Raw genomic sequence first — 12,544 nt, 5'->3', positions numbered from 1 at the left:
AGTGCGTCCCGATCTGGCGATCGAAGTGGTGTTTACCAGTGGCGGCATTAACAAACTAGAGGTATACAAGCGCCTGAAGATTCCTGAAGTGTGGTTCTGGGAAGACGGAGTGCTAGAGATTTATCACCTGCGGGGAGAGGGCAACACTCTGGACTACGAAAAAATTTCCAGTAGTGAGGAAATGAAAGGGATCGATCTGGATTTGTTGTTACGTTGCATCAATATGGTGAATCACGTTGATGCCATCAAGACCTTTCAACAGGCACTCCAGAAATAGCTGGTCAAAGGCGATCGCGGCTCTGATCTTCGGTATTTCACTATAACGGCGATCGCAATTCCCACTGATGTGACTCAACTAGAAGGCTGTCAGCAGTTGATAGAGAAGGCGATCGCCGCATTGCGATGAGAGCAAGTGCAAGCAGAACTACAAGCTCATTGCGTTTCCCACAACAGCGCTTTTCTCTACAATTGATGCCATGCCCATGCCTCAGCCAAAAATGCGCTCAAGGGCAATAGCTTGAATGGATGGAAACTGCCGTGCGAACTCTTAAACTACCTTCGGGACAATTAATTCCGGTTCTTGGCATGGGCACCTGGCAGATGGGGGAAAATGCCAGGAATCGCCAAAGCGAAATAGATGCCTTACGCCACGGACTCGATCTGGGTCTAACTCTGATTGACACTGCCGAAATGTATGGCGAAGGCGGTGCAGAAGAAGTAATCGCCCAGGCGATCGCTTCTCGTCGGGCAGAAGTCTTTCTCGTCAGCAAGGTCTACCCTCATAACGCCTCGAAACGAGGGACAATTGCTGCCTGCGAAAGAAGTCTCCAGCGGTTGAAAACCGACTATCTTGACCTTTACCTGCTGCACTGGCGCGGTTCTGTTCCATTAGCAGAAACTCTGGAAGCATTTCAGATACTTCAAAAATCCGGCAAAATCCGCAGCTATGGGGTGAGTAATTTTGATGTCGAGGATATGGAAGAAGCCTTTGGGTTGAAGGATGGGAAAGGAATTGCTACCAATCAAGTCCTCTACAACCTGATGCGACGGGGAATTGAGTGGAATCTACTGCCCTGGTGTCGGCAACAAGGTATCCCAATTATGGCATATTCCCCAATTGAGCAAGGGCGTTTGCTGAACAATCGGACACTCAAGGCGATCGCTGGGGAACGAGGAGTCACTGCGGCGCAAGTGGCGATCGCTTGGCTACTGCATCAAGATAATGTAATTGTGATTCCCAAATCCAGCCGGATTGACCATGTAGAGCAGAATTATGCTGCCTTGAATTTGAAATTGAGTGCTGATGAATTGGCTTCCTTAGATGCTGCCTTTCCACCACCCACTAAACCTGTTTCCTTAGAAATGCTGTAATCACTTCTCTAAGGAACTCAACGGATTTATCTCGCGTTGGATAGTGTCTCAAATGAGCAAGAGTGCCTACCATGACGAGTAAACTTACAGAGCAAACGTATGGCTCAAGGACCTGGAATCTTCCCCACCTTCTTCATTTCTGGCTTTGAGTGTTCGACGTTTCTCTGGAAGGACAAGGGACGGCGAAATCTAATTGCAGAGACACAGCACGATCGCCACGCACAGGAAGATTACAACATCTTGCGATCGCTGGGGATTGATGTGGCACGCGAAGCGATTCCTTGGCCTCTAGTCGATCGTAATGGCTGCTACGACTTCTCTAGCCTTGACACCACGATCAAAGCAATGCAGCAGACGCAGATCGTTCCCATCTGGGATCTCTGCCACTACGGGTATCCAGACGATCTCGATCCCTTTAGCGATGAGTTCACCGAGCGCTATGCTAATTACTGTCGCGCAGCAGCGGAGTATGTAATTCCCCGCTTGCGTGGCCCCTATTTTTTCACGCCGATAAATGAAATTACGTTTTTCTCGTTCTGCGGTGGAGAATGGGGTTGGGTTGCTCCCTATAAAAACACAAAAGAAGACCGTTTTCGCTTGCGATTGGCGTTGTGTAAGGCAGCGATCGCAGGAGTGAAAGCGATTCGGGAGGTGGAACCCGCCTCAAGGATGATCCACATCGATCCGTTGGTTCAAGTGGTAGCACCGCGCGATCGCCCGGATCAAATTGAAGCAGCACATCACGAAACCTATGTGGATACGTTTTTGGCGTGGGATATTCTCTACGGGAAAGAGCATCCTGACCTCGGCGGTTCCCCAGAAATTCTCGATATCGTGGGCGCAAACCACTATTCCTTCGGTCAGATGGAATACCGAGAACACGGCCCCCATCAGGCGCTAGAACCCGACGACGATCGCATCAAACCGCTTTGCGAGCTAATGCGCTGGGTGTGGGAACGCTATCGCAGACCGATGATCGTTGGTGAAACCAGTGGGATGGAAGCAGGCAGAGATGAGTGGCTAAAAGACGTAGTGGAAGAGTCTCTAGCAGCGGTTAATTCTGGGATGGATCTGCATGGAATTTGTTTATTCCCTGCTGTTGATATGCCGGATTGGCATACCGGAAAGTGGCTGCACAACGGGATTTACGATTTGGTGGAGGAAGGAGATAATCTGAAGCGCTTGCCTTGCGAACCATACATTGCAGAACTGCGACGATGGCAGAAGGAATTCAATCGGGTCATGACACTTGATGCCGATCCGTTGAGCGATCCAGTAGAACTGCAAGATGTGATTGACGCGGCTAAACGATTGCAGCCAGAAGCCGATCGCAATTGGAGTTAAAGATTTAATCCAGCAGTGTCATTCATCTGTAACTTTTCCTCGCATCGTCTTAAGTTGCGATCGCTTAAAGTCTTGATGGCTGTCGGAACAATCGCCAAGAGTCAAAGGTTGCTCATAGGCTTTCTGGCAATCAATGCAGCATGGGCATTGGGTAAAGCAAACTGACCATAACAACGCTGAATTTCGACTTGGTAGCCCACTTGTTGCAACATCGTGGCAATTTCTTCTGCTGCATATAGTTGCTGGCGATGAACCTCGTCATCTCGACGATAATCGTTTCCTACTTGCCGAAAGGTAATGATTCGCCGAGTCAGGATGTGCTGTGAATCTTCCTGTTTTTCCACCAAAACAATCCAATCTTCGCCTTCAGTAAAGCTTTTGACTGGAGTTGCAGAAGTCAGCTGTCCGGGTTCTGCAATATCAAAGATAAAAACGCCTCCCGGTGCGAGAGCATCGTGGATGCGTTGAAACACTTGCGTAAGTGTTTGGTGGTCGGGGTCAAACAGGTAATTAAAACATTCACCAATCGAAATCACCGCATTACAGTCAGGAATTTCAACCTTGAACAACGAGCCTACCTGAAATTTAGCCAAAGGAACTCGACAACGGGCAATCTCAATCATGTCAGATGAGATATCAACTCCCAATACTTGGTAGCCTGCCCTAACCAACTCCTCAGCTGACAAACCACTACCACACCCCAAATCTACAACCAGTCCATCCTGAATGCCATGCTGTTTGAGAATTGCCAGAATTCCTGGCATTGCTTGCAGAACATAACTCCTGAAGCCGACATCGTGAATATAAGCAAGGTCTTTTCTGTACCACTCACTCATCTGTAACTTTTCCTCGCATCCATTTAATCTGACTTCTTAATCTGACTTCGCTTAGTTTTGCTATCCAGACGCTTTCTTTGAGAACTACGAGTCGGTTTGCTGGGTTTACGGGGTTTGGGTAACGCGATAGCGAAGCGCAGATCGCACTTTTAATCAAGTTTTGCAATCGTTGCAATGCCTCTTCTCGGTTCTGCTCCTGGCTGCGGTGTTCTTGAGCCTTGATGACAATCACCCCTTCCTTGGTAATGCACTGGTCGGGAAGCTTCAACAGCCGCTCTTTGTAGCGATTGGGCAGCGAGGAAGCCAGGATATCAAAGCACAGATGAATCGCACAGGATGTTCCAAATCTCTATTGTGTAGGAGCCGGAACCCATCCAAGAGTGGGATTACCAGGGGTTATGAGTTTCCAGAAAATTGTAGCAGAGATAATTGGTAGGGCAAGATAGTTGCGTTGTTAGGAATGTTAGGAATGTAGAGATATTTTTTTTATTGACTGTCTATTCAGTCATAAATTATATTGAGGATGAAACAATCGATCCTATCAGCCCAGGCTGTTGCTGGAAAATCAGGCTGAAACGTTCATTGTAACTGTCCTACAAACCTGAAAGGAGACAGACATGGATTTGCATTGTAACTGTCCTACAAACCTGAAAGGAGACAGACATGGATTTGCATTACGAAGTTCAAGGTAAGGGTGAGGCGGTTGTGCTGATTCATAACGCAATGGCAGATTTGCGAGATTGGGAGTTGATTGCCCCGCAACTAGCCCAGACTTATCAGGTCATCACTTTTGACGGACGCGGTGCCGGACAGTCACCCCCACTGCTCGAACCTGCCCACTATGTTGAGGATTTGCGGCAGTTGCTTGACCATCTCAATCTCGATCGCGTGATTCTAGTTGGACATTCGATCGGCGGTCAAATTGCGACCGATTTTGCCCTGGCTTATCCTGATAGAGTAACCAGGCTGGTGCTGGTGGCTCCGGGATTATCGGGCTTCCAGTTCTCACCCGATGTTCAACAATGGTACGCGCAAATCAATGCGGTAGCTCCAGATTTGGAAAAAATGGTTGAGGTGTTGTTGAACCATCCTGTGTACAGTGTCGTGATGTCCAGTCCACAGCGCGATCATATAGTGGAGATGACAACGCACAACATGAAACGGTCTTTTGAATGGAAAACCTATGAGATGCTCTGGGCACAGCCACCGACAATCGATCGCTTAAGTGAGCTTCAAACCAAAACGCTGTTTATCATCGGCAAAAAGGATATGCCTGACCTTTTCAAGGTTGCCGAATTATTTCAACAGGTACCCGACATTCACTTTGCCTACATTGAAGGAGCCGATCATATGCCTACATTCACTCATGCTGATGAGGTTTCAAGTCGGATCGTTCAATTTCTCAGTGAGTAGAAGCCATGCCACGTACCCCAGCAGAAAACGAGCGCATCCGTCAGGCAACGCGGGAGCAAATCTTGAAAACGGCGATGGATTTGTTCTTCACGAAAGGCTATCACGCCACGTCGATTGAAGATATCGCCAAACAAGCGCAGATTTCAAAGGGGCTGCTTTACCACTACTTCAAGGGTAAAGAAGACGTTTTGGCAGCAATGGTCGATGTGCGGCTCAATGATCTGCTGGTCGTCATGAATGCTGCCGTTGCAAAGTCAACGTCTGCTGAGCAAATTCGCCATATTGCCGAGGGTGCGTTAGACGATGTGCGACGGCAACCGGAGGTTTTCCGATTTTATCTCAATCTGTTTACCCAACCCCGGCTCGACCCGATTGTGGCGAAATACAGCCAGAAGTTGATGGATGAGCAGGCAAAGCAGTTTGAAATCCAGACGCAGATGTTCACCGAGTTGGGAGTTGCTAACCCAAGACAGCGATCGCTCTATTTTTCCTCGACGCTTCAGGGCATTATGCTGATGTTTTCAACTTATCCCAACACCTATCCGTTAGATGCGGTCAAGGCACAGGTGATTGCGGAGTTTTGTGGGGAGGAAGACTGAGTGTTCGCACCATCTCATTCATCCGTAACCTTTCCACGCATCGTTTTAATCTGACTTCGCTTAGTTTTGCTATCCAGACGCTTTCTTTGAGAACTCCGAGTTGGTTTGCTCCTTTTGCGTGGTTTGACGACTGCGATCGCACTCTTGATCAAGTCTTGCAATCGTTGCAATGCTTCTTCTCGATTTTGCTCTTGGCTACGGTGTTCCTGTGCTTTGATGACAATGACACCTTCTTTAGTGATGCGTTGGTCGGAAAGCTTCAACAGCCGCTCTTTGTAGCGTTCAGGTAGTGAGGAAGCGATGATGTCAAAGCGCAGGTGAATGGCAGTTGCCACCTTATTTACATTTTGTCCCCCTGCCCCTTGCGATCGCACCGCACTCATCTCAATCTCATGCTCTGGAATACTTACGGTGTTAGAAATTTGCAGCATGATTGATTCGCTTGATTATAGACAGTGCAGCATTGCACAGAAATTGTTGCCCAGTTTCGCTCTATTGGTGCTGATTCCAGCATAAAGTAGCAGCCTCGCCTCTAGCTCCCTCTCTAGCTGCAATATATCAAACACGGAGTTTTTCTTTCACTATGCCTAGAAACGTTCGCTTTGTACTGCAAGTATTTCCTCGACAACGCTTGAGTGCTTTCATACTGTTCATGCCATTGGCGATCGCTGCACGTATAATTTGCACAACTGGAGGCTTTTATGTCCCAATCTGATTTGGAATACCGCTTGCATTTAAGTTGGAATGCGAACGCTCGTGCTTGGACAAAAGCAGTTCGCGAGCAACGAATATCCAGTCGCCGCGTTGTGACTGATGCCGCCATTGTGGAGGTTTTGGTGGCGCTGCAACCTCGCCGCGTGCTAGATGTTGGATGCGGTGAAGGTTGGCTTGTACGCGCATTAAACGAACGCGGTATCCAAGCCTTTGGGGTAGATGGGAGTCCTGCTTTAGTTCAACAAGCTCACGCAGCAGGTGGTGGTAGGTTTCGCACCCTCTCTTACGATCGGATCGTCAACGACCCAAATCAACTTGATGGACTATACGATCTCGTAGTCTGTAACTTCTCGCTGTTAGGGGAAACCATTGTACCCCTGCTGGCTGCACTGGGTACAGTTCTAGTACCTAATGGGCACCTAGTTGTGCAGACGGTTCACCCGTGGAGTGCCTGTGGCGACACCGCCTACAAGGAGGGCTGGCGAACCGAGCGCTTCACGAGCTTTGGCGAGGACGAGTGGGAGCCAATGCCTTGGTATTTTCGGACTATCAGTTCGTGGCTGACAGCTTTTAACCAAGCAAAGTTGCAGATACGCCAATGTATTGAACCACTTGAGCCAACAACGCAGCATCCTCTATCGCTTATTCTCGTGTCCTGCGTAGAAGAACAATTCAGAGGATCTGCCTTATATGATGAGAAATAGTTGAGCAAGCCCCAGTTAGGTTAGTTGTGTTTACAACATCTCGTCTCATTTCAAACTGGCTCTTAGTTGCACTACCAATAGCCCTATGCGCTTGTGCATCATCTGATGCTGTCGTTTCAACTCCAAAAAACGTAATTGAAGCCAAGCCACAATCCTTGCCACCATCCGTAAATAATGCTGAGAAACTCAACAGCATTCAAGAAGAACGTTACTCGCTGCTCATTCATCGAGTAGACAAGCGCTTGGAGGTACTCAATAACCAAAGCGTTCCGATTTACAAAGCAACTATCGGCATTGGTAAGGGCGGACTCAAAGACAAACAAAACATGAATGACTTTGTTACTCCCACAGGCGAGATGAGCGTAGACTTGATTCTCTACAAAAAGTCTGAGTACAACCAGATTTCCCAAAATAACGTTAAGCGTTTTGTCAAAGTTACTCAGTATCGCAACTTAGTTAACCCTCAGCAAGGATTAGCTCAGTTATTCAAGAACATGAGTTCTCTTGACTTTGATGGGAACGGTAGCCCAGACAGTGCCTATGGAAATGGCTATATCGGACTCACTTCAACGACAAGCATCACGGGTCCTAAAATGAGTACATTTCAGGGAACGCCCTACTGGTTCTCAATCGCACTTCATGGTACACCCAATCCGGAGAATATTGGTCAAGCTAACTCAGGTGGCTGCATCCATCTCGACTCAAACACATTGCAGCAGTTAATTGAGAAGGGTTGGGTGAAGTTAGGTACCAAAGTAACGATTATTGATTAATGGATTGACGTGGTTGTGTTTTCTGCGATCGCGGTAATGCTCTTTGTTCACAAATCAAGCTGACTATAAATAAGCTAGTTTTCCGCTAAACTTGCCCCTTCATAACTTATTATTCGCGCCTTTGTATAGTTAGCTTCTGCAATTGGCATCGCACTCCGCACTTTTATACCTGAAGATTTGACAGAAGTTTGTATTGATTGGCTGCAACTACGCTCAGAATTTGGTACCTTATTGACGTTTTGCCCGCCTGCCCCTTGAGAGGGCATTGCAATCATCTCAATCTCATACTCTGGGATACTCACCGTGTTAAAAATTTGTAGCACAATTTAACAATTGTCCAGAGATGAGTCGCACCAGTCGTTGAGCAGATTTCGCTCTGATTCGCCTTTATTCATTATCTCCTGACAGACAAAGTAAGGAAAATAAGCCGATGGATCGATTGAATTTCAATGTAGTCCAGCAGTTCTGGACGATCGCTAAGTCCTATTGGTCAGGGGATGAAAAATGGCAAGCCAGAGGGTTATTGCTGGGCGTAGTGCTGTTACTGCTGGCGTATACGGGATTGAGTGTAGTTCTCAACAACAAGCGAGGAGTGCTGATTTCAGCCCTCTCAGCCCGTGATGAGCCACGCTTCTGGGAAACTGTCATCATTTTCATCGCTGTGTTGGTGATCTATGCACCATTGCTCGCAGGCTATACCTATCTGCGCGATCGCCTCAGTTTGCAATGGCGGAAATGGCTGACTCATCGATTCGTGGATAACTACTTTCGCGATCGCGCTTATTACAACCTGCATATCTCAGGAACCGAAATTGATAACCCAGATCAGCGGATTGCAGAGGATGTTCGCAGTTTTACCCAGGAATCTCTCACCTTTGTACTGGTGTTGGTGCAGTCTGTGCTGTCAACGATCGCCTTCAGCAGCGTACTCTGGGGCATTTCTAAACCCCTGGTGTTGTTTCTGGTGCTGTATGCCCTAATTGGGACAGTAGTAACAACTTTTGTATTTGGTAAGCCGCTTGTCCGACTCAACTTTGAACAATTGAAGAGAGAAGCGAATCTCCGCTTTGGTTTGGTGCGGATTCGGGAGAATGCGGAAGCGATCGCATTCTATCGAGGGGAAGAACAGGAGTCAAACCAAGTTAAGCATCGGTTCCTCGATGTGTTTGAGAACGTCAAACGCCTGCTGGTTTGGGAATTAAACTTAAATGTTCTCACCAACGCTTATGAGTTCATCCCCTTCGTCCTGCCTGCCCTAGTTGTCGCACCCGCGATTTTTGCCGGGGAAATGGAGGTGGGTAAAGTTTCTGAGGCACAGGGGGCTTTTGTCCGCGTCTTTTTCTCGCTCAATGTTGTCGTTGCCCGCTTCCAGCAATTGACCACTTTTGGCGCTGGGATTAATCGTCTTTATACCTTTGCCCAGTTTTTAGAACAGGCAGAGGCAGATCGGGCATCCGATGAGCAACCCAGGATTCAGACGGTATCAGCAGATCGGCTGGCAGTCGAACATCTCAGCCTGCAAACTCCCAATTATCAGCGCACATTAGTAGAAGATTTGTCCATAGAGTTACCTGCTGCACAGGGACTTTTGGTGATGGGGCCAAGTGGTTGCGGTAAGAGTTCGCTGCTGAGAGCGATCGCGGGTTTGTGGGATTCTGGTACAGGGAAAATTGTTCGTCCTGAATCCGACGAGATCCTATTTTTGCCGCAACGTCCCTACATGGTGCTTGGTACTCTGCGCGATCAATTGCTGTATCCCAACACGCATCTTGAGGTTGACGACGAACACTTAAAGCAAGTGCTGGAACAGGTTAATTTAGCAGGTTTAGAGGAAAGATTTGGCGGTTTTGATGCCCAGGAGGATTGGGCAGATGTCCTCTCTTTGGGCGAACAACAACGGCTAACTTTCGCCCGGTTGCTCCTGAACAAACCCAACTACGCCATCCTAGATGAAGCAACTAGCGCCCTAGATTTGGATAACGAGGAACGGTTGTATCAACATTTGCAGGCAAAAGGGACTACTTTCTTAAGTGTGGGACATCGTGCTACGTTGGCAAATTATCATCAGTCATTGCTGGAACTCTCCCAGGATAGGACTTGGCAGCTTAAACAACCCCTAGCTCTTGTCGAAGAACAACCGGAGTTGTTGGAACTGCCATCGACTACCTAAAGGGCGATGGCAGAAGCATCCCATTTGTGATAAAAATACCTGCTGATTGAAATAGCCGAGTCAATGGAAGCTGGCAAGCACAAGTCCAGAGATAAGCCAATCCATGACCATAGACATATCAAATCTAAGGTTTAAATCCCGTGCAGTTCGCTAAAGTTTAAAAAGATATGAATCGTATTGATGGAGAATCCAAATCCCAAATGATACCGCTGTGGAATAAATCTTTTAGTGCTTTTTGCTTGAGTCTGCTTGTGATGTTCGCAGGGAATATCGTTCTAATTGGTTGTGGTGAAGCCGCTAAAAATTCCGAACCTGTACAAGAATCGGAAAAAGAATCCAACCAGGGTAATCAGGCTGATGATGACGATGACGAGGGCCAAGAGACCACTGGCTCCTCCGATCAAGATAACGATGAGGAGAAGGATGGAGAAGATAAGGATTAGCAGTGGCGAGTCACCTAGCGCGATCGCTTGATAGCCGCAGCCACCGATTCGCGTGTACTCCGAATTTACACGCGAAAGGGACGACTTTTTTGAGTGTCGGGCATCACTCTACGTGGACAAATTACCATCAGTCTTTGCTGGAATCCCAGGCTCAAACGTGGCAGATTAAACAACCGCTAGCTCTGCTCAAACATGGCGAAAAGGAGTGACATTTAGCTCCGCTCTCCAGTCTGCTAGTGGTTTTTCCCAAGCCTCTTCCCACTTCTGCCCTAGAAAGGGTTTTGCCCGATCCCCCAAATCGTAGCTCTGCTGAATGAGACTTACAAGCGGGTTTAAATCGCTGTTCATCTTGATCGTATTCAAGGTGATTGCGGCAATCAACATCACTGCGAGCGGAGAGCGATTTTGCGCGAGCGTAAATGCTTGCAGCCCAATTTCTCCAACAGGATCGGTGCCAAATCCTGTAACGGTATGCCAAATATCATGAGTTTGTCGCATACGCAGTGCTAAATAGCTTGTGTCATCTTGAAGCTCGACTTGGCGATAAAACTCTGGATCGAGGTTGGCTGCTCGCATATGAGAGGCATAGGCAAAGCCTAACGAATCTTCAGGCAGCTTGAGTAACGCTTCTAAATTGGGAGTCGGTGCAATATATTGTTCTTCAAAAAGTTGAGCGATTTCAGGATGGGACTTGAGATAGGTAATCGCGGCAGCAGAAACTTTATGGTTGGCTAAGGCAGCAGCAATATCAAAAACTGCCTCGATATCTGTTCCGTTATCGATAAAGGCAAGGAAACCTTCCAAACCTTTCAGAAGTTCTGGAGTAACCGAGCGACTCCTATCAGCATTGATAATCGAGGGAGATTTTGACATCGGGAAACCTTCGGTAATCAAAATGAACGAACCCTTGGCGGGATAATTTCACGTATCTGGCACGTATCTGGATCGAGACCCGCAGTTCTTAACCGTTCTGCCTGTTGTGCTGTCCTATACTCTAGCTGCGATCGCTCTGTTGCGTTCGGCTTTTACCTCAGTTAACACGCAACTTCCTTGTGCATCATACTAGCGCAGCGACCGTCTGTTTAGGACTATTTTGTGGATTCTCGAATAGCCTGATTGCGACTATCTACGGGGCAAAGTTTTGTAGCAATTGAGCAGGAGCGAGATGCCTCCGGCAAGTTGCGCGGGATGCCAATTTAATTACTTCGTAGTTCCCCGTGGGGCGCGTTCAGCATCTGTTCCAATCCACTGCTTAGAATTCACTACGGTATCGATTTTATTTTCCAATTCTGTTAGTTGAGTCGGTGCATCAGGTGAAGGAAGGTAATGGTGTACTGTTTTTTGTTTCTTGCCGATTGTCAATGAGGTGATGGCAGAAGGTGCATCGGTGTGTCCACCTGTATAGCTGTCTTGAAGCTTGAAGTAATTGAGCTTTTGAAAGTCTGCAATGAGCTTTCTCGCTGCTGTTTTACTGATAGTTGTTGTTCGGGTGCCAGTCACTTTCACAAACCGTTTGCCCTCGTAAACCACCTTGCCATTGCCATAAACAGTGAGCTTATAAATGGGGCAAAAGCCAAAACAGGCTGTCCGTTCGAGTGTCAGCGCAACTTGTGGTGAGACTTGTCGAGGTTGATTGAGTAGCCTTTGATTCGGAGTAGTGGTTTCAGCCGCCAGGAACGGGGAGTTAGGAATAGAGACGCTTAGAACACTACTGGCTACACCGATTATTAGACTTAGAAGAAGTGGCGATCGCATTATCGTTAGGCTCTAAATCAGAAAGATTGACTTAACTTCGAGTTTATTCGGCTGTTTCAGCTCTCAGTTCTTGGTTTCTAATTCAGAAACCGGAAGACGATGTAGGAATTTTCTATTTTTAGGCTAAGTTATCGGCTGTTGATGCTATTGGGTGAAATCATTGGTGTTCTCCGTAGACGAGTTGGGTTGTTACACCGCAGCGCACCCTAGAACAACTCAGCTTTGACAACTGAACGTACAGCAATATCTTCAAGGGGTGCAGAAAGCAAGCGATCGCTCGTTTAAGCTCTAGAATTGGAAGCATCCCATGAGCGATTCCAACTCATACATTAGACCTCCTGCATGAATGAGAAAATAGTGTGCCAGTTGGCGATCGTCGAATTGCAAAATTAAGGAGAGACAAGGAGCAACTTAAGGAGGGG

General features: G+C 47.5%; 14 protein-coding genes and 2 pseudogenes. 10 read left to right on the top strand and 6 right to left on the bottom strand.

The genetic code is table 11. The features are described from left to right. The 3 genes from NDA06_RS24810 to NDA06_RS24800 form a co-directional block, all read left to right on the top strand. On the top strand, nucleotides 1-277 hold a 277-nt coding region (locus NDA06_RS24810), incomplete at its 5' end, for a Uma2 family endonuclease (protein WP_348251903.1). Nucleotides 278-525: 248 nt separating this feature from the next. After that, nucleotides 526-1,371, top strand: coding sequence for an aldo/keto reductase (locus NDA06_RS24805; RefSeq protein ID WP_190986758.1), 846 nt, complete (start codon nucleotides 526-528; stop codon nucleotides 1,369-1,371). Between the two features lie 99 nt (nucleotides 1,372-1,470). Beyond that, a complete protein-coding gene (locus NDA06_RS24800; protein ID WP_190986757.1) occupies nucleotides 1,471-2,715 on the top strand; it encodes a family 1 glycosylhydrolase in 1,245 nt (414 codons plus the stop codon). A 101-nt stretch (nucleotides 2,716-2,816) separates the two neighbouring features. On the opposite strand, the gene NDA06_RS24795 is transcribed toward NDA06_RS24800, so the two are convergent. Both NDA06_RS24795 and arfB (NDA06_RS24790) read right to left on the bottom strand, forming a co-directional pair. Further along, on the bottom strand, nucleotides 2,817-3,551 hold the full coding sequence (locus tag NDA06_RS24795; protein ID WP_190986756.1) for a class I SAM-dependent methyltransferase: 735 nt from the start codon (nucleotides 3,549-3,551) through the stop codon (nucleotides 2,817-2,819). A gap of 23 nt (nucleotides 3,552-3,574) precedes the next feature. Continuing rightward, a pseudogene (gene arfB / locus NDA06_RS24790) lies at nucleotides 3,575-3,888 on the bottom strand (alternative ribosome rescue aminoacyl-tRNA hydrolase ArfB); the annotation flags it as partial. 326 nt (nucleotides 3,889-4,214) lie between these two features. Here arfB (NDA06_RS24790) and NDA06_RS24785 point away from each other — a divergent pair. Together NDA06_RS24785 and NDA06_RS24780 are read left to right on the top strand one after the other, a co-directional pair. Beyond that, a complete protein-coding gene (locus tag NDA06_RS24785) occupies nucleotides 4,215-4,964 on the top strand; it encodes an alpha/beta hydrolase (protein WP_190986755.1) in 750 nt (249 codons plus the stop codon). Between the two features lie 5 nt (nucleotides 4,965-4,969). After that, nucleotides 4,970-5,563 carry a TetR/AcrR family transcriptional regulator gene (locus NDA06_RS24780; protein WP_190986754.1) on the top strand — a complete coding sequence of 198 codons (594 nt, stop codon included), beginning with the start codon at nucleotides 4,970-4,972 and terminating at the stop codon, nucleotides 5,561-5,563. Between the two features lie 14 nt (nucleotides 5,564-5,577). Here the strand turns inward: NDA06_RS24780 and arfB (NDA06_RS24775) are convergent, their stop codons facing one another. Further along, nucleotides 5,578-5,994, bottom strand: coding sequence for an alternative ribosome rescue aminoacyl-tRNA hydrolase ArfB (gene arfB / locus NDA06_RS24775; protein WP_190412468.1), 417 nt, complete (start codon nucleotides 5,992-5,994; stop codon nucleotides 5,578-5,580). Nucleotides 5,995-6,264: 270 nt separating this feature from the next. On the opposite strand from arfB (NDA06_RS24775), the gene NDA06_RS24770 reads away from it, so the two are divergent. Beyond that, complete coding sequence (locus NDA06_RS24770; protein WP_190986753.1) at nucleotides 6,265-6,981, top strand: class I SAM-dependent methyltransferase; 717 nt, start codon at nucleotides 6,265-6,267, stop codon at nucleotides 6,979-6,981. Nucleotides 6,982-7,136: 155 nt separating this feature from the next. Then, nucleotides 7,137-7,754: a L,D-transpeptidase gene (locus tag NDA06_RS24765; RefSeq protein ID WP_190986752.1), complete on the top strand. Its 618-nt coding sequence runs from the start codon at nucleotides 7,137-7,139 to the stop codon at nucleotides 7,752-7,754. A gap of 215 nt (nucleotides 7,755-7,969) precedes the next feature. Here the strand turns inward: NDA06_RS24765 and NDA06_RS24760 are convergent. Next, nucleotides 7,970-8,077, bottom strand: a pseudogene (locus tag NDA06_RS24760) (aminoacyl-tRNA hydrolase); the annotation flags it as partial. A gap of 107 nt (nucleotides 8,078-8,184) precedes the next feature. Here NDA06_RS24760 and NDA06_RS24755 point away from each other — a divergent pair. The 3 genes from NDA06_RS24755 to NDA06_RS24745 all read left to right on the top strand — a co-directional run bounded on the left by NDA06_RS24755 (nucleotide 8,185) and on the right by NDA06_RS24745 (nucleotide 10,576). Beyond that, the gene (locus NDA06_RS24755; RefSeq protein WP_190430673.1) at nucleotides 8,185-9,924 is read left to right on the top strand and encodes an ABC transporter ATP-binding protein/permease; all 1,740 of its coding nucleotides are present in this window, start codon (nucleotides 8,185-8,187) and stop codon (nucleotides 9,922-9,924) included. A 167-nt stretch (nucleotides 9,925-10,091) separates the two neighbouring features. Beyond that, nucleotides 10,092-10,367 carry a hypothetical protein gene (locus NDA06_RS24750; RefSeq protein WP_190986751.1) on the top strand — a complete coding sequence of 92 codons (276 nt, stop codon included), beginning with the start codon at nucleotides 10,092-10,094 and terminating at the stop codon, nucleotides 10,365-10,367. A gap of 2 nt (nucleotides 10,368-10,369) precedes the next feature. After that, the gene (locus NDA06_RS24745) at nucleotides 10,370-10,576 is read left to right on the top strand and encodes a hypothetical protein (RefSeq protein ID WP_190986750.1); all 207 of its coding nucleotides are present in this window, start codon (nucleotides 10,370-10,372) and stop codon (nucleotides 10,574-10,576) included. Here the strand turns inward: NDA06_RS24745 and NDA06_RS24740 are convergent. Both NDA06_RS24740 and NDA06_RS24735 read right to left on the bottom strand, forming a co-directional pair. Further along, the gene (locus tag NDA06_RS24740) at nucleotides 10,554-11,240 is read right to left on the bottom strand and encodes a Coq4 family protein (protein ID WP_190667836.1); all 687 of its coding nucleotides are present in this window, start codon (nucleotides 11,238-11,240) and stop codon (nucleotides 10,554-10,556) included. The genes NDA06_RS24745 and NDA06_RS24740 overlap by 23 nt on opposite strands. Nucleotides 11,241-11,567: 327 nt before the next feature. After that, nucleotides 11,568-12,122 (bottom strand): DUF6438 domain-containing protein, encoded by a 555-nt coding sequence (locus NDA06_RS24735; RefSeq protein WP_190412476.1) that lies wholly within the window; start codon nucleotides 12,120-12,122, stop codon nucleotides 11,568-11,570. Nucleotides 12,123-12,544 lie beyond the last annotated feature (422 nt).

The sequence above is a fragment of the Trichocoleus sp. ST-U1 genome (assembly GCF_039961835.1).
Taxonomy (GTDB): Bacteria; Cyanobacteriota; Cyanobacteriia; order Cyanobacteriales; family FACHB-T130; genus FACHB-T130.
Note: the sequence above shows the minus strand (reverse complement) of the source record. Positions and strands in the feature narration are given on the sequence as shown.

What these genes read in the sequence shown, in the direction of transcription:
- NDA06_RS24770 (WP_190986753.1), top strand. Translation starts at nt 6,265, where the DNA reads ATGTCCCAATCTGATTTGGAATACCGCTTGCATTTAAGTTGGAATGCG.
- NDA06_RS24800 (WP_190986757.1), top strand. Translation starts at nt 1,471, where the DNA reads ATGGCTCAAGGACCTGGAATCTTCCCCACCTTCTTCATTTCTGGCTTT.
- NDA06_RS24780 (WP_190986754.1), top strand. Translation starts at nt 4,970, where the DNA reads ATGCCACGTACCCCAGCAGAAAACGAGCGCATCCGTCAGGCAACGCGG.
- arfB (WP_190412468.1), bottom strand. Translation starts at nt 5,994, where the DNA reads ATGCTGCAAATTTCTAACACCGTAAGTATTCCAGAGCATGAGATTGAG.
- NDA06_RS24750 (WP_190986751.1), top strand. Translation starts at nt 10,092, where the DNA reads ATGAATCGTATTGATGGAGAATCCAAATCCCAAATGATACCGCTGTGG.
- NDA06_RS24785 (WP_190986755.1), top strand. Translation starts at nt 4,215, where the DNA reads ATGGATTTGCATTACGAAGTTCAAGGTAAGGGTGAGGCGGTTGTGCTG.
- NDA06_RS24755 (WP_190430673.1), top strand. Translation starts at nt 8,185, where the DNA reads ATGGATCGATTGAATTTCAATGTAGTCCAGCAGTTCTGGACGATCGCT.
- NDA06_RS24805 (WP_190986758.1), top strand. Translation starts at nt 526, where the DNA reads ATGGAAACTGCCGTGCGAACTCTTAAACTACCTTCGGGACAATTAATT.
- NDA06_RS24735 (WP_190412476.1), bottom strand. Translation starts at nt 12,122, where the DNA reads ATGCGATCGCCACTTCTTCTAAGTCTAATAATCGGTGTAGCCAGTAGT.
- NDA06_RS24740 (WP_190667836.1), bottom strand. Translation starts at nt 11,240, where the DNA reads ATGTCAAAATCTCCCTCGATTATCAATGCTGATAGGAGTCGCTCGGTT.
- NDA06_RS24795 (WP_190986756.1), bottom strand. Translation starts at nt 3,551, where the DNA reads ATGAGTGAGTGGTACAGAAAAGACCTTGCTTATATTCACGATGTCGGC.